Source organism: Streptomyces sp. NPDC059142 (assembly GCF_042755665.1).
Taxonomy (GTDB): domain Bacteria; phylum Actinomycetota; class Actinomycetes; order Streptomycetales; family Streptomycetaceae; genus Streptomyces.
In genome coordinates, this window is sequence record NZ_JBHZDA010000087.1 from 1 (window position 1) to 15,453 (window position 15,453).

Below are 15,453 nucleotides of genomic sequence, written 5' to 3' on the forward strand. Positions count from 1 at the left end.
GCCTCGCGCTCGGCGCGCGCCGCCCGGTCGAGTCCGTCGGCGCGGCCCGCGAGCCCCTTCACGCGCTCCTCGTGGGTACGGACCTGGAGCCGCGCCTCCATCTCGGTCTGCCGGGCGTTCGCGCCGTCGGCGGCCAGCCGGTCCCGTACGGAGGTGTCCGGCTCCTCCTGGCCCTCCCCGAAGGGGGACTCCTCTTCGGCGACGAGCAGCCGCTCCGTCAGCTCCTCCGCCTCCTCAGTGGCCCGCTCCACCGCCTCCTGCGCCTCGGCGGCGGCTCCGGCGGCCCGTTCGGCCTCGGCGGCCGCGGCGCGGGCCTGGCCGGAGAGCCGCCCGAGCCGCCCGGACACGGCGGACTTCTCCCGGTCGGCGGCGCGGCGGCGCTCCCCCAGCTCCTCCACGAGGGCGGCGTGCCCGGTGCGGCGCGCGGCGGCGGCGCGGCGCGCCCCGTCCAGCTCCTCGCACCGCACGGCGAGCCGCTCCAGCTCGGCGGCGGCCTCGTCGACGGACGCCTGCACCTCCAGCAGGCTGGGCGCCCCGGCGGAGCCACCGTGCGCGAAGTGCGCCCCGAGGACATCCCCTTCGGCGGTGACGGCGGTGAGCGTGGGCCGCGCGGCGATCAGCTCCTCGGCGTCGTCGAGGGTGGCGACGACCACCATGTCGCGTACGAGTCGCCGTACGGCGCCCATCAGCTCGGCGGGTCCCTGGACGAGGTCCGCGACGTACGGCGCGACGACGGCGGTCCGTACGGAGCCGGCGGGGCCGGGGACCGGGCAGGAGACCTGGCCCGCCGCGCCACCCGCGTCCAGCCCACCGCCCGCCGCCTCCGTGCCGGGGCCGCCGCTCTGCGCGGGCACCCCGCCGGGGACGGACCGGGCGGGCGCGGCGGACGGAGCGGGGGAAGCCGACGGGGCGGACGACGGGGCCTCCTTCCGTACGTCCGCCACCGAGGCCACCGGGGCCACCGGGGCCACCGGGGCGCCCAGCAGCAGCGCCGCCCGGCCCGCGTCCCGTTCGCGCAACAGCCGCAGGGCCTCCACCGCCGCGGCGGGGCCGCTCACCGCGATCGCGTCGGCCGCGGCGCCCAGCGCCGCCGCGACCGGCACCTCCTGGCCCGGAGTGACGCTCAGCACCTCCGCCGCGGGACCCAGCAGACCGGTGAGCCGGTCGCGGGCGCCCAGCAGCGCCCCGGTGCCGTCCTTGCGGCGCAGCCCCAGGGCGAGGGCGTCGTGGCGGGCGGAGAGCGCGGCGTGTTCGCGCTCCGCGGTGGTCGCGGCGTCGCGCGCCGCGCTCTGCGCGCCCTCCGCGTCGGCGAGGGCGCGGCGGGCCTCCTCGTAACGGCCCGCGAGCGCGTCGTCCTCCGCGTCGAGCCCGTCGACCTCGGCCTTGAGCTGCTCGTACTCCTCCCCCGCCAGGACCGCCCGTTCGCGCGCCTCGTCCCTGGCCGCGGCGAGGCGGCCGATCTCCGCCTGGGCCGAGGCCGCCCGGCCGCGCGCCGCGGTGACCTGGCCGTGCAGCCGGGCCAGCCCCTCGCGGCGGTCGGCCAGCGCGCGGGCGGCGTCCCTGAGGCGGCGTTCCTCCTCGGCGAGCGCGCGCTCCAGTTCGGCGCGGTGGGCGACGGTGTCCTCACGGGCGTGCTCGGCCGCCTCCAGCGCGGCGGCCAGCTCCGCCTCCTGCTCCCGGATCCGGGCGGCCTCGCGCTCCATGTCCTCGGGGTCGCGGCCGCGCCGCTCCTCCTCGGGGGCGTTGGTGGCGCTGGTGACCCGCGCGTCGGCCAGCGAGACGGTGCCGCGTACCCGTTCGGCGAGCTGGGACAGCTCGTACCAGGTCTGCTGGGCCTTCCGCACGCGCGGCGCGAGCCGGCGCACCTCCTCCTCCAGTTCGGCCTCGCGGGTCAGCGCGGCCTTCAGCCGGGCCTCGGCCGCCTCCTTGCGGCTCTTCAGTTCGGCCTCGTCCGCGATCTCCGTGCGCAGCGCCTCGCGCAGCCGCACCAGATCGTCGGCGAGCAGCCGCAGCCGGGCGTCGCGCAGATCGGCCTGGATGACGGCGGCGCGCCGCGCGACCGCCGCCTGCCGGCCGAGCGGTTTGAGCTGGCGGCGCAGTTCGTCGGTGAGGTCCTGGACGCGGGCGAGATTCGCCTTCATCGCCTCCAGCTTCCGCAGCGCCTTCTCTTTCCGCTTACGGTGCTTCAGCACCCCGGCGGCCTCCTCGATGAATGCCCGGCGGCCCATCGGATCGGCGTGGAGTACGGAGTCGAGCTGGCCCTGGCCGACGATCACATGCATCTCGCGGCCGATACCGGAGTCGGACAACAGCTCCTGGATATCGAGCAGCCGGCAGGTGTCCCCATTGAGCTGGTATTCGCTGCCGCCGTTGCGGAACATGATCCGCGTAATGGTGACCTCGGCGTAGTCGATCGGCAGCGCCCCGTCGGAGTTGTCGATCGTGAGAGAGACCTCCGCACGGCCGAGCGCGGGGCGCCCGGTCGTGCCGGCGAAGATCACGTCTTCCATTTTCCCGCCGCGCAGTGACTTCGCGCCCTGCTCTCCCATGACCCAGGAGAGCGCGTCCACCACATTGGATTTCCCGGAGCCGTTCGGGCCCACGACGCAGGTGATACCCGGCTCGAAGCGCAGCGTCGTGGCGGAGGCGAAGGATTTGAACCCGCGCAGGGTCATGGCCTTGAGGTGCACGCCGCCGGACTCTACCGGGCCCGGATCGTCCGTCGGCGGTTTCACCGTGGAACGCGCAGGGCACATCAGTCCTTAAGAAAGGCGTGGCAGCGCCAACAAAGCTTCGTACAGGGGAAGATGGAAAGAAAGAAGGGACGCCGAAGCGTCCCTTGCATATCTTGCGAGAGTGTTTCTCACCCGGCCCCGACGGGGGCTGTCATCAGGTGAGCGCGGGCTCCGCCTGAGGTACGTCAATGTCGATGCCGTTGAGCAGCGACTCTCCGGGGTGCTGTGCGACAGCGGCGTTCAGCACGTCGTTCTCGGACTGGATCCGTACGAGCTCGGATTCGAGGTCCTGGACGCGCTGCTGAAGCCGTCGCATCTCGGCGAGGAGTCGCGGGTCGGAACCGCCGACATAACCGAGAAGCGCCTTTGCCATGATGAATGGTCCTCCACACTGAGTGACCGACCGAATGCGGTGTGGGTCGTGAGGGAAATCGCACCCGCGGTGCCTGGCAGTGCTTGTTCATCACTGCGGTTCCTACTGCGGTTCTTACTGCCAAACAGCTAAGGTGCGCGGGGATTCCAGAGTCTCACCAAAAAGTTTGACGGTCAACACGATCACAGCCCGCGGCGCCGGGCGGCCCGGTGGCGCGGGGCCGCGGCCTGCGGCGGCGCGCGCTCTCCCCGGGGCCCGGGGGCGCGGAGATCCTCGCTGACCGGGGAGCTTGGCACGGCCGACGGTACTTGGCAACCACCAGGTCATCGCTGGTCATCGCGGAGAGTCGGGTATCCCGGTGGCATGTACCGCTTCTCGCGGGCCGCGCGGACGGCCGCGTTCCTCAGCGGATGGCGAAGCTCTCGTAACCGCCGCGGGGGGTGTCCCAGATCTCAGTGACTCCGTCGACGCGGCCGGGTGTGTCGGCGGAGCGGAGCCAGTCGAGCAGTCGGTGGCAATTGTCACGCGGCCCCTCCGCGACGATCTGCACCCTGCCGTCGTCGAGATTGAGGGCGAATCCGGTGAGACCGCCGATCTCCAGAGCGTTCGCCCTGGTGAACCAGCGGAAGCCGACTCCTTGCACTCTGCCGCGGACCCAAGCCGTGAGTCGTACATCTTCTTTCATGGGCGCAAAGCTAATCGGCCAATTGCTCTCCAGGCCCGGCGGCCCCACGTGCCATGCCGTACAGTCCGGTCGCAATGAGCCTCACTCATACGGGTGAGTAACGTTGCCGTCGAGACTGAGGAAGGCACCACAGATGGGACGCCACCGACGCTCCGCCGCCCCCGGCGCACCTGTCGTATCCCCTGAGGGCTCCGCCGACCGCCCCGCGAGCGCGCCGCGCCGCAAGGGCCGGGTCGCCAAGCCCGTCCGTACGGGACTGCTCGGCGCCTCCGCGGCGATGGCGGTCGGCGCCGTCGCGGTCGCCTCCGGTCTGCTCCCCGGCGGAGGCTCCTTCTCCGTGAGCGGCGGCGGCACCACCGGTGAGCAGATCCGCAGCGAGGGCGCGCCCGAGTTGCAGCAGCAGGGCGGTTCCTCCGCGGACCCGACGCGCGGCGCGACGCTGGAGCCGAGCCGCAGCGCGGAACGGACGACGGGTCCTGAGAAGTCGGCCTCGCCCTCCTCGACCCCCTCCGCCTCCCCGACGCAGGCGAAGACCGCCCCTGCGCCGCCGAAGGAGAAGACGGAGTCCCCGTCCAAGGACACGGAGACCCGCACCGGCTCCTCGGGCTCCTCGGCCGGCTCGCCCACGAAGGAGAACGAGGCACCGGCGCCCGCGCAGACCACCGAGCGCGCCGGGGAGCAGTCCCAGGCGGCTCCCTCGTCCGCCGCGTCGGCCGTGCTCTCGCTGGTCAACCAGGAACGGGCCAAGGTCGGCTGCGCCGCCCTGAAGGCCGACGCGAGCCTGAACGCGCTGGCGCAGGCGTTCAGCGACGACATGGCGAAGCGCGGCTTCTTCGACCACACGGACCCCGACGGCGACACGCCCTGGGACCGCGCGGAGCAGGCCGGTGTGAAGAACCTCGGAGGCGAGAACATAGCCCGGGGGCAGGCCACCGCCGAGGCGGTGATGGACTCCTGGATGAACAGCGAGGGTCACCGCGCGAACATCCTGAACTGCGACTACACCCGTCTCGGTGTCGGCGTGAACACCAGCTCCGGCGGCCCGTGGTGGACGCAGAACTTCGGCTTCTGACCCGGTACGACGCGGTCTGCGGCGACGCCGTCGGCCGCCCTGTACCGGGCGTGGCACCTCCGTCCGTACGCTCACTGTGAGAAAGCGCCGCCCATCGGGTGGCGCTTTCCGCTAGTAGGGTGCGGATATGGACACTCTCTCCGCTGACGCCGGGCCCGACGGGTTCGCCTTCGACGTGTTCTCCCGGCAGTGCCCCTCGCGCGGCACGCTGGAGCATGTGACGGGCCGCTGGGGCGGTCTCACCCTCTGCGCGCTCCACGAGAGCGGCTCCCGCTTCAACGAGTTGCGGCGGCGTGTCGACGGGGTGAGCGAGAAGATGCTCTCGCAAACCCTGCACGCACTGGAGCGGGACGGACTCATACGCCGCGACGCGCAGCCGGTCAACCCGCCGCGCGTGGACTACGAGCTGACGCCGCTGGGGCGCGAGGTCGCCGGGCGGCTGCTCGGCCTCGTCCATCTGGTGGAGGGGCGGATGCCCGAGGTGCTGGCGGCGCGGGAGCGTTACGACGCGGCGCGCGGCGGGCGCTGACAGCGCGGGCAGAAGTAGCTGGAGCGGTTCATCCAGGGGCGCCGGCGGATCGGGGTCCCGCAGCGGCGGCACGGCTCGCCCTCGCGGCCGTACGCGTCGAGCGAGCGGTCGAAGTAGCCCGACTCGCCGTTCACATTGACGTACAGGCTGTCGAAGCTGGTGCCGCCGACGGAGAGCGCCGCGTTCATCACGTCGCGCGCGTGGCCGAGCAGTTCGGCGGCGCGCGGCCGGGGCAGCGTCGCGGTGGGGCGTTCGTAGTGGAGCCGGGCGCGCCACAGCGCCTCGTCCGCGTAGATGTTGCCGACACCGCTGATCAGGGACTGGTCGAGCAGCGCGCGCTTGACCGTCGTACGGCGCAGCTTCAGCGCGGTGAGGAAGGCGTCCTCGGCGAAGGCGGGGTCCAGGGGGTCGCGGGCGATGTGCGCGATGACGTCCGGCACCCCGTCGGGGGTGTTGTCGTGGAGCGAGAGGCCGCCGAAGGTGCGCTGGTCGACGAAGCGCAGCTCGGTGCCGAGCGTGTCGTCGAAACGGACCCTGATCCGCAGATGCTTCTCGGCGGGGGCGGTCACGGGCTGCACGAGGAGCTGGCCGCTCATCCCGAGATGGCCGAGGATCGAGGCGTCGGTGTCGGCGAGCGGCAGCCACAGGTACTTGCCGCGGCGCCGCGCGACACCGATGGTGTGCCCCTTGAGGCGCGCCGCGAAGTCCGTACCGCCGCCGAGGTGGCGCCGTACCGCGCGCGGGTGGAGCACCTCGGTCTCGGAGACGGTCCGGCCGCTGATCCAGCGTTCGAGTCCGCGCCGGACGACTTCGACCTCGGGCAGCTCGGGCACGGAGGGCTCCTCGGATACGGGACGGAACGGGTGACAGGGCCGCGCACGGGAGACGCCCCTCGCGCCGCGGACGACGCGAGGGGCGTACCAGGAAGGAGCGTACGGACGGGCGGTCAGCCCGTCGCGGTGTCCGCCGGAGCCTGCCCCGCCTGGGCCGGATCCGGTGCCGGAGCGGTGTCGGCCGCCCCATCGGCAGCGGCGGCCGGTGCACCGGAGTCGGCCGGGGCCGGCTCGGCGGTGCCGGATCCGGCCGCCGCCTCCCGTGCGTCGGCCGAGGCCCGGATGGACCGCCAGGCGGACTCCGCCGCCTGCTGCTCCGCTTCCTTCTTGCTGCGGCCGGTGCCGGTGCCGTACGAGACACCACCGACGCGGGCGGCAGCAGTGAAGGTCTTCTCGTGGTCGGGTCCTGTCTCCGTGACGAGGTACTCGGGCACGCCGAGGGCCTCCGCCGCGGTCAGCTCCTGGAGACTGGTCTTCCAGTCCAGGCCCGCCCCGAGATTCGAGGACTTCTCGATCAGCGGGTCGAAGAGCCGGTGCACCAGCTCGGACGCCGCTCCGAGGCCCTGATCGAGATAGACGGCGCCGATCACCGCTTCCAGGGTGTCGGCGAGGATGGACGCCTTGTCCCGGCCTCCTGTGCCCTCTTCGCCCCGGCCGAGCCGGATGAAGGAGCCGAGTTCGAGGCCGCGGCCCACTTCCGCCAGCGCACGCGAGTTGACCACCGCGGCCCGCAACTTGGCCAGCTGGCCTTCGGGCAGGTCGGGGTGGATGCGGTACAGCGTGTCCGTGACCACCAGGCCGAGCACCGAATCCCCGAGGAATTCGAGCCGCTCGTTGGTGGGCAGACCGCCGTTCTCGTACGCGAACGAACGGTGGGTCAGCGCACGCACCAGAAGGGCGGTCTCGAGGTGATACCCGAGCCGCCCTTCCAGAAGCGTGTGGGACGAGGCCGTACTGACAGTGTCTGTCTGCTTCTTGGCAGGGGACAGTTCAGACATCGAGCCTCTCACCAGCCGCTCAGACCTCGAGGACCTGGCGCTTGTTATAGGTGCCGCAGCTCGGGCACGCGATGTGCTGGAGCTTCGGCTCCTGGCAACGCTCGCACGAAACCAGGTTGGGGACCGCAGCCTTCCACTGCGACCGGCGGTGGCGCGTGTTGCTGCGCGACATCTTCCGCTTCGGAACAGCCACGGCTACTTCTCCTGCTTCTCGTCGACGCCAGCTTCGGCGCCGCCCATGTTGTCCTTCTCGCCGTCCTTGACGGTCTCGGCGAGTCCCTGCAATGCCGCCCAACGGATGTCGACGGCGTCGTGGTGGTGGTCCGGGTTCTCGTCCAGCCTGATCCCACATGTGGAACACAGACCGGAGCAGGTCTCCCGGCACACCGGCTGCATCGGCAGTGCGAGCACCACCGCATCGCGCAGCACGGGTTCGAGGTCGAACAGACCGTCCTCGATGAAGAGCGTGTCCTCGTCGTCCTCGGCGTCGTCGGCCGGCTCCGCACGGGTGCGGCCCCGGTCGTCGGTGTCGTGGTACGAGAACATCTCCTGGAAGTCCGCCGCCACTTCCTGGCTGAGCGGCTCCAGACACCTTACGCACTCCCCCTCGGCCGAGACACGGGCGGTGCCCGTGACGAGCACCCCTTCCATGACCGACTCAAGGCGGAGGTCCAGCTCCACCGGGGCGCCCTCGGGCGCTCCGATGACCCCGTCGATACCGAAGTCCTTGGGGGCGGGCACCGAGCGGGTCAGCTTCCGGAGCGCACCAGGACGCCGCCCCAGCTCGTGTGTGTCGAACACGAGGGGGTTGTGGTGGTCGAGGCGCGCGTTCAGGGCTGTTTCCCGCTTTCGAAAGTCTTGTGGAGAGAGGGGCCGCCACCGTCGCTGGAGCGAAGCGGGCAGCCTGAGCCGCGGACATGCACACGGCCGAAGAACCAGGGTACTGGACCGGCCGCCGTAGACCCAATCCGGTCCCTGGCAGCTCCCCGGGCCCCGGCCCTGACGGGCCCGGGGCGGGGTCCTGGCCCGGAGCGGTCAGCGGCCCTGTTCGTAGCGGCGGAGCTGCTCCAGGTCGATCATGCTCGTGTCGAAGAAGCTGGTCTCGTCGAGCGCGGCGCCCTGCTGCTGGTCGGCGGGGGCGGGGGGCAGCGCCGGCAGCGCGGGGCGGCCGTCCGTCTGCTGCTGTTGCCAGCCGTAGTTCTGGTCGTACCCCTGGGCCTGCTGCTGCGCGCCCTGGCCCTGGTCCTGACCGTACCCCTGCTGCTGGTACGTGTACGGGTCCTGCTGGTAGCCGTACGCGTCCTGCTGCTGCGGGTAGCCCGCCCCATAGCCGGGGCCTGCGGCGGGGTACGCCGGGTCCTGGTAACCACCGGCCGCGTCGTAGCCGCCGTCCTGGTAGCCCGAGCCTGCGGGCTGCTGCGCCGCCTGGGCGTACACGGGATCCGTGTACGGCTGCTGGGCGGGCACGGGCGGCAGGGCGGGCTCCGGAGGCGCGAGGGGCTGCTGCGGGGCCGCCAGGGGCGCCTGGAGGGCTTCCCTCGGGGTCCCCGCGAGGTCGGCCAGGTAGTCGGCGTCGCTGGTGCGTCCCTGGGGGCCCGCCGCGTCCTGGGCGGCCATGTGCGCCCCCAGCTCGTCGGACTCCGTACGGCCGTGCAGCTTCTGCCGGCCCCGGCCGACCGCTTCGAGCGTCTTGGTCAGCACGGCCTCGAAGGCGCCGATCTTGGCGTCGACGTACTCGTCGGCCCGCCGGATCAGGGTGCTGGGGTCCGCGCTGTACTCGGGGGCGTCGTCGTCATCGCCGCCCGCGTACCCGGGATCGCCGGAGCCCGGGGAGCGGCCGAGCAGCTTCTCCCGGCCCCGGTCGACGGAGCCGATGGTCTTGGTGAGGACGACCTCGAAGTTGGCGAGCTTGGAGTCGACGTAGTCGTCGGCCTCCGCGCGGATCTCCTCGGCCTCCCTCCGCGCCTCCGCGAGGATGCGGTCGGCCTCCTCCTGGGAGCGGCGGGCGACCGCGGTGTCGGAGATCAGCGTGGAGCGCTGGGCGTGCGCGCCCTCGATGATGCGCTCCGCCTCCTGGCGGGCCTGCTCGGCGAGCTGTTCCTGCCCGCCGAGCAGTTCCTGCGCCTGGGCCAGGGAGTCGGGCAGGGCCTCCCGTACCTCTTCGAGCAGCGCGAGCAGCTCGGCCCGGTTGACCACACAGGACGCCGACATGGGCATCGAGCGGGCGTTGCCCACCGTGTCGACGATCTCGTCGAGCTTCTTCTGCACGTCCACCGTGTGCTCGCCACTCTTTCGGCCGGTTTGGAGACGGACGCAACGACTGTAAGGCCAGTCCGTGTCCGACCGACACCGGGTGACGGGCGGTCAGCGCCTCACTTCTTGCCGAGGCGCTCTATGACCGCGGTGTGGACGGCGGGCGGCAGCAGGTGGGAGACGTCCCCGCCCCAGGTGGCGACTTCCTTCACCAGGGAGGAGGAGAGGAAGCTGTAGGTGGGGTTGGTGGGGACGAACAGGGTCTCGACGCCCGAGAGTCCGTTGTTCATCTGGGCCATCTGGAGCTCGTAGTCGAAGTCGCTGACGGCCCGCAGGCCCTTCACGATGGCCGGGATGTCGCGCTGCTTGCAGAAGTCCACGAGGAGGCCGTGGAAGGACTCCACCTCGACATTGCCGAACTCGGCGGTGACCTCGCGGATCAGGTCGATCCGCTCCTCGATCGTGAACAGCCCTTTCTTGGACTGGTTGATCATCACCGCGACGTGTACGACGTCGTACAGCTTGGACGCGCGGGCGATGATGTCGAGATGTCCATTGGTGATGGGGTCGAAGGACCCCGGACAGACGGCGCGGCGCAACTGAATTCCCTCGCTCTCCGGTCCGGTCATGGTGCGTCTTCGTAACGAGAAGCGGCGCGACCGTACCAAAGCGTTCCCTCGCCGTAGCGACGGGACCGCAACGGCACGAAACCTGCCGGCCAGCCGAACTGCCCGCCTCTGGTGCTGCGTTCCACGGTGGCGACGGCATCGCCGCTGAGCCACCCCCCGGTCAGGAGTGTGAGCAGGATCTCCCGAAGATCGTCGTCGGTGACGGCGTACGGCGGGTCGAGGAACACCAGGTCGTACGGGTCCTGCGGGGCGGGTCCCGTGACGATCTGTTCGGCCTTGCCGGTACGGACCTCGGCGCCCGGGAGTCCGAGCGCCGCGACGTTCTCGCGGACGGTACGGGCGGCGCGGGCGTCGGCCTCGACGAGCAGGGCGTGCGCGGCGCCGCGCGAGAGCGCTTCGAGGCCGACGGCGCCGGACCCGGCGTACAGATCGGCGATCCGGACGCCGTCCAGGGTGCCGAGGAGCGACTGCCAGGTGGAGAAAAGGCCCTCACGCGCCCGGTCGGAGGTGGGGCGGGTACCGGTGCCGGGCGGGACGGCGAGCCGGCGCCCGCCGGCGGCACCGGCGATCACGCGGGTCATGGGTGTCGGATCCTCGGTTCGTGGGAGGGCGGGGGCGGACAGCGGCGGGGCGGTGGTCGGCGCGACGACCGCCCGGGCTCCACGATATGGCGTACAGCGCAGCGGGGCCCGGCCGGTGTCCGCGAACCGGCCAGGACCGCCGTCACCTCAGCCCTTGTCGAGGTACTGCTCGCGCTCCGTGTCCAGCAGCGCGTCCAGCGCCGTACGCAGCTCGGGGCTGGACGCCAGCTCCGGGTCGGCGGCGACCACCGCCACCGCCTCCTCGCGGGCGGCGGCGATGATCTCCTCGTCCTCGATGACGGCGAGCATCCGCAGCGAGGAGCGCACCCCGGACTGGGCCTGGCCCAGCACATCTCCCTCGCGGCGCTGTTCGAGGTCGATGCGGGACAGCTCGAAGCCGTCGAGCGTGGCGGCGACCGCGCCGAGCCGGGCCCTGGCGGGGCTCGCCTCCGGCATGTCGGTGACCAGGAGGCAGAGACCGGGGGCCGCGCCGCGGCCGACCCGGCCGCGCAACTGGTGGAGCTGGGAGACGCCGAACCGGTCCGCGTCCATGATCACCATCGCGGTGGCGTTGGGGACGTTCACCCCGACCTCGATGACCGTCGTCGCGACCAGGACGTCCACCTCGCCCGCGGCGAAGCGGCGCATCACGGCGTCCTTGTCGTCCGGCTGCATCCGCCCGTGCAGGACCTCGACCCGGAGTCCGGCCAGCGGCCCCGCCGTGAGCTGGTCCGCCACGTCGAGAACGGCGAGCGGGGGCCGCTTCTCCGCGTCCTCCGCGGCCTTCCCGCCGGCTTTCCCCCTGGCCTTGTCCGTGGGCTCCTCGGTCTCCTTGGCGGCGGTCTTCTTCGCGCCGCTCTTCGCTCCCTTGCCGCCCTTCTCCTCCTCGTCGTCGCCGATCCGGGGGCAGACCACGTACGCCTGGTGCCCCTTGCCGACCTCCTCGCGCACCCGCTCCCAGGCGCGCGCCAGGAAGTGCGGCTTGTCCTCGGCGGGGACGACATGGCTGGCGATCGGGGAGCGCCCGGCCGGGAGCTGGTCCAGTACGGAGGTCTCCAGGTCGCCGAAGACCGTCATGGCGACCGTACGGGGGATGGGGGTGGCCGTCATGACCAGCAGATGCGGCGGCTGCTTGCCCTTGGAGCGCAGCGCGTCGCGCTGCTCCACGCCGAAGCGGTGCTGCTCGTCCACGACGACCAGGCCGAGGTCGTGGAAGCGCACCTTGTCCTCGATCAGCGCGTGGGTGCCGATCACCATCCCGGCCTCGCCGGTGACCAGGTCGAGCAGGGCCTGACGGCGGGCGGCGGTGCCCATGGAGCCGGTGAGCAGCACCACCTTGGTGGCGTTCTCCGCGCCGCCGAGCGTCCCTCCCTCGGCCAGCCCGCCCATCATCTCGGTGATCGAGCGGTGGTGCTGCTGGGCGAGGACCTCGGTGGGCGCCAGCAGCGCGGCCTGACCGCCCGCGTCCACGACCGTGAGCATCGCGCGCAGCGCGACCAGGGTCTTGCCGGAGCCGACCTCGCCCTGGAGCAGCCGGTGCATGGGGTGTTCGGTGGCGAGGTCCGCGAAGATCTCGGCGGTGACCTTCCGCTGGCCCTCCGTGAGCGTGAAGGGCAGCTCCGCGTCGAACGCGTCGAGCAGTCCGTCCGCCACGGGCTTCCTGGCGACGGCGGGGAGCTGGGCGTCCGCGTACCGCCGCCGGGCCAGCGCGACCTGGAGGACGAACGCCTCGTCCCACTTGAGGCGTGCGCGCGCGTCCTCGATGTCGGCCTTCGTCTCGGGCCGGTGGACCTTGAGCAGCGCCTCGGGCAGGGGGACGAAACCGCGCCCCTCGCGCAGCGCGGGCGGCAGCGGGTCGGCCGCCTCCACGGCGCGGGGCAGGACGGCGTCGACGGCTTTGGTGATCTTCCAGGACTCCAGGCCCTTGCAGGCCGGGTAGATCGGGATCAGCTTGCCCGCGAAGGCGTCCACGGCGCTCGCGTCGTCGTCCCCCGCCACCCCGTCGGGGCGGCCGAGCGGGACGTACGTGGGGTGCGCGAGCTGGAGCTTGCGGTTGAAGACGGAGACCTTCCCGGCGAACATGCCGCGGCTGCCGGGCGGCAGTTCCTTGTGCGGCTTGTGGAGTCCCCGGCCGAAGAAGACGAGCTGGAGCCGGCCGCTGCCGTCGGTGAGGGTGATCTCCAGGCGCTGGCCCCGGCCGTGGTTGAACGTGAGGATCCGGGAGTCCGCGACCTGCGCGACCACCGTCACGTCCTCGTCCAGCGGGAGTTCGGCCAGGGTGGTGAGCTGGCCGCGCTCCTCGTACCGCCGTGGGTAGTGGTGGAGCAGATCGCCGACCGTGTGCAGGCCGAGGTGTTCGGCCATCACCTTCGCGGTGGCGGGGCCGAGCGAGTTCTTGAGTGGTTCATCCAGCGCGGACACGCGATCCATTGCACACCACACCACTGACAGTCGTCGCGCACCCCCGGGTTTCCGCAGGTCACGGCCGTGCCGTTCCGGCCGGTCCCGGGTTCGCCCCGCCTCACTCCACGCCGACGAGCAGGAGCGCGGAGTGCCGGCCGCCCCGGTAGACGACGGTGTCGACGGCGAGATGGCCCTCGCGTACGTAGCTCTCCAGACCGGCGGCGAGCGTACCGGGGACGTCCTCCCTGAGGACGAGCGTCACGAGTTCACCGCCCGCGGAGAGCATCCGGGAGAGCACGGCCTCCGCCGTGGCGGCGAGTTCGGAGCCGATGACGGCGACGTCCCCGTCGATCAGCCCCAGGACGTCCCCGGCCTGGCAGATGCCCGCCATGGTCCAGGACTGGCGCTCCGCGACGGTCAGTTCGGCGTAGCGGGTGGCCCCGGCGGCGCTGGTCATCGCGACGACGTCCTCGTCGAAGCGGCGGTCGGGCTGGTGCACGGCGAGCGCGGCGATGCCCTGGACGGCGGCCCGGGTCGGGATGAGCGCGACCCGTACCCCTTCGGCGCGGGCCTGTTCGGCGGCGGCCGCCGCCGTGTGGCGCAGGGCCTCGTCGTTCGGCAGGAGGACCACCTCGCGGGCGTGCGCGCGGCGGATCGCCTCGACCAGTTCGCCGCTGGCGGGCGGCTCCCCGGGGCGGGCGAGGACGGTCGTGGCGCCGGCCTCGGCACAGAGCCCCGCGAGCCCTTCGCCGGGGACGACCGCGACGACGGCGCGCTGGACGCGCGGTTCCTCGGCGGCGGCGCCGAAGTGGGTGATACGGATGCGGTAGGGGCGGCCGGCCTCGACACCGGCCTCGACGGCGGCGCCCGCGTCGTCGACATGGACGTGCACGTTCCACAGCCCGTCGCCGCCGACCACCACCAGGGAGTCGCCGAGCCCGTCGAGCCGGGCCCTGAGCCGGGCCACGGCGGTCTCGTCCGCCTCCAGCAGATAGATCACCTCGAACGCGGGCCCGCCCTCCGTGGCGCACGCCTCGGCGGCGGACTCCACCGCCACGGGGCTGTCGTACCGGCGGTGGCCCACGGGGAAGGGCGCGGGCGCCTCGCCGGTGAGGCAGCGCACCAGGGCGCCCAGGACGGTGAGGAGCCCCCGGCCGCCCGCGTCGACGACGCCCGCGCGGCCGAGCACGTCGAGCTGGCCGGGGGTGGCGTCGAGCGCGGCGCGCGCGCCCGCGTACGCAGCCCGTACGGCGCGGGCCGTGTCCGCCCCGTAGTACGCGGTGCCCTCGTCCGCCCGGTCCGCGCCGTACGGGGCGTACGGGGCGTCCGCGCGGGCCGCCGCCTCGGCCGCGTCGGCGGCGGCGCTCGCCACGCTCAGGATCGTGCCCTCGACGGGGTGCGCGACGGCCTCGCGGGCCAGTTCGGCGGCGCGTCGCAGCGCGGGGGCGAGCCGGCCGCCGCGTCCCTGCCCGAGCTCCTGCCCGTCCGCGCGCCCGGACCCCGCGCCGGGTCCCTCGTCCGCGTGATCCCCGTCACCGGGCGCCCCGTCCGCGAGCACCTCGGCCATCCCGCGCAGAAGCTGCGCCAGGATGGTGCCCGAGTTCCCCCGGGCGCCGATCAGCGCGCCGTGCGCCATGGCCCGTACGGCGTCGGCCGGGGCGGGCGCGGAGACGCCCGTCTCATGCGCCGCGAACACCGCCTCGACCGCCTGTGCGGCGGATTCCACGGTCAGATAGAGGTTGGTGCCGGTGTCGCCGTCCGCGACCGGATAGACGTTGATCGCGTCGATCTCCTCGCGCTCCCGGCCCAGGGCCTCCAGCGCCAGCGCGCACCAGCTCCGCACCGCTGCGGCGTCGAGGGTCTGCGGCACCTGCGGGGTCCTCCTCCGTCGGCCGGGGTCATGCGAGAAGGGTATAGTTTCCAGGTACCGAGGCAGTCGTTGTATGCTGCTGCGGTTGCCCGATGAGAGTCGGGCCAATCCCCCGGCAAAGCGACATCGACAGTTTTTCGTCTCGTTGATTCAGCCACGCCGGATTTCTCTGTACGAGCATCTGAAGTCTTTGGAGTGACCCGTGGCTGCCAACTGCGACGTCTGCGGCAAGGGGCCGGGCTTCGGCAACAGCATTTCCCACTCGCACCGCCGTACGCCCCGTCGCTGGAACCCGAACATCCAGCGCGTGCGTGCCGTGGTCGGTCGGACGCCGAAGCGCCTCAATGTCTGCACATCGTGCATCAAGGCCGGCAAGGTCTCGCGCTGACGCCTGCGTCGTAGCGCAGCCCCTGCGGTTGCCTTGAAGAGCCGGTCCACCTCGGTGGACCGGCTCTTTGCCGTACCCGGGCTTTGCCGTACCCGGGCAGCCGG

General features: G+C 72.5%; 15 protein-coding genes. 3 read left to right on the plus strand and 12 right to left on the minus strand.

Going from position 1 to position 15,453, the window contains the following annotated elements; all coding sequences use genetic code 11:
• The 3 genes from ACFXPK_RS25670 to ACFXPK_RS25680 form a co-directional block, all read right to left on the minus strand.
• The coding region (locus ACFXPK_RS25670) for an AAA family ATPase (RefSeq protein WP_385079006.1) at positions 1-2,690 on the minus strand (2,690 nt) is incomplete at its 3' end.
• Between the two features lie 199 nt (positions 2,691-2,889).
• Positions 2,890-3,108, minus strand: a complete 219-nt coding sequence (locus ACFXPK_RS25675) for a hypothetical protein (protein ID WP_030351764.1) — start codon at positions 3,106-3,108, stop codon at positions 2,890-2,892.
• A 403-nt stretch (positions 3,109-3,511) separates the two neighbouring features.
• On the minus strand, positions 3,512-3,793 hold the full coding sequence (locus ACFXPK_RS25680) for an acylphosphatase (protein WP_384999363.1): 282 nt from the start codon (positions 3,791-3,793) through the stop codon (positions 3,512-3,514).
• Between the two features lie 133 nt (positions 3,794-3,926).
• On the opposite strand from ACFXPK_RS25680, the gene ACFXPK_RS25685 reads away from it, so the two are divergent.
• Both ACFXPK_RS25685 and ACFXPK_RS25690 read left to right on the plus strand, forming a co-directional pair.
• Positions 3,927-4,865, plus strand: coding sequence for a CAP domain-containing protein (locus ACFXPK_RS25685; RefSeq protein WP_384999366.1), 939 nt, complete (start codon positions 3,927-3,929; stop codon positions 4,863-4,865).
• A gap of 127 nt (positions 4,866-4,992) precedes the next feature.
• Positions 4,993-5,394 carry a winged helix-turn-helix transcriptional regulator gene (locus tag ACFXPK_RS25690; protein WP_385079011.1) on the plus strand — a complete coding sequence of 134 codons (402 nt, stop codon included), beginning with the start codon at positions 4,993-4,995 and terminating at the stop codon, positions 5,392-5,394.
• Here ACFXPK_RS25690 and mutM read toward each other — a convergent pair.
• The 9 genes from mutM to ACFXPK_RS25735 all read right to left on the minus strand — a co-directional run bounded on the left by mutM (position 5,367) and on the right by ACFXPK_RS25735 (position 14,961).
• On the minus strand, positions 5,367-6,227 hold the full coding sequence (gene mutM / locus ACFXPK_RS25695; protein WP_385079014.1) for a bifunctional DNA-formamidopyrimidine glycosylase/DNA-(apurinic or apyrimidinic site) lyase: 861 nt from the start codon (positions 6,225-6,227) through the stop codon (positions 5,367-5,369). The genes ACFXPK_RS25690 and mutM overlap by 28 nt on opposite strands.
• Before the next feature lie 113 nt (positions 6,228-6,340).
• Positions 6,341-7,225: a ribonuclease III gene (gene rnc, locus ACFXPK_RS25700; protein ID WP_385079017.1), complete on the minus strand. Its 885-nt coding sequence runs from the start codon at positions 7,223-7,225 to the stop codon at positions 6,341-6,343.
• Between the two features lie 19 nt (positions 7,226-7,244).
• Positions 7,245-7,418 carry a 50S ribosomal protein L32 gene (gene rpmF / locus ACFXPK_RS25705; protein WP_053675094.1) on the minus strand — a complete coding sequence of 58 codons (174 nt, stop codon included), beginning with the start codon at positions 7,416-7,418 and terminating at the stop codon, positions 7,245-7,247.
• A gap of 2 nt (positions 7,419-7,420) precedes the next feature.
• Positions 7,421-8,059, minus strand: coding sequence for a YceD family protein (locus ACFXPK_RS25710; RefSeq protein WP_384999408.1), 639 nt, complete (start codon positions 8,057-8,059; stop codon positions 7,421-7,423).
• Positions 8,060-8,260: 201 nt separating this feature from the next.
• Positions 8,261-9,499 (minus strand): ATP synthase F0 subunit B, encoded by a 1,239-nt coding sequence (locus ACFXPK_RS25715; RefSeq protein WP_385079020.1) that lies wholly within the window; start codon positions 9,497-9,499, stop codon positions 8,261-8,263.
• A gap of 98 nt (positions 9,500-9,597) precedes the next feature.
• Positions 9,598-10,077 (minus strand): pantetheine-phosphate adenylyltransferase, encoded by a 480-nt coding sequence (gene coaD / locus ACFXPK_RS25720; protein ID WP_384999411.1) that lies wholly within the window; start codon positions 10,075-10,077, stop codon positions 9,598-9,600.
• A gap of 26 nt (positions 10,078-10,103) precedes the next feature.
• Positions 10,104-10,688 (minus strand): 16S rRNA (guanine(966)-N(2))-methyltransferase RsmD, encoded by a 585-nt coding sequence (rsmD, locus tag ACFXPK_RS25725; protein ID WP_384999381.1) that lies wholly within the window; start codon positions 10,686-10,688, stop codon positions 10,104-10,106.
• Positions 10,689-10,835: 147 nt separating this feature from the next.
• Positions 10,836-13,118, minus strand: coding sequence for an ATP-dependent DNA helicase RecG (gene recG / locus ACFXPK_RS25730; protein ID WP_385079023.1), 2,283 nt, complete (start codon positions 13,116-13,118; stop codon positions 10,836-10,838).
• Positions 13,119-13,209: 91 nt separating this feature from the next.
• The gene (locus ACFXPK_RS25735) at positions 13,210-14,961 is read right to left on the minus strand and encodes a DAK2 domain-containing protein (RefSeq protein ID WP_385079025.1); all 1,752 of its coding nucleotides are present in this window, start codon (positions 14,959-14,961) and stop codon (positions 13,210-13,212) included.
• A 202-nt stretch (positions 14,962-15,163) separates the two neighbouring features.
• Between ACFXPK_RS25735 and rpmB the strand changes: the two genes are divergently transcribed.
• On the plus strand, positions 15,164-15,349 hold the full coding sequence (rpmB, locus tag ACFXPK_RS25740) for a 50S ribosomal protein L28 (protein ID WP_028426177.1): 186 nt from the start codon (positions 15,164-15,166) through the stop codon (positions 15,347-15,349).
• Positions 15,350-15,453: the final 104 nt, after the last annotated feature.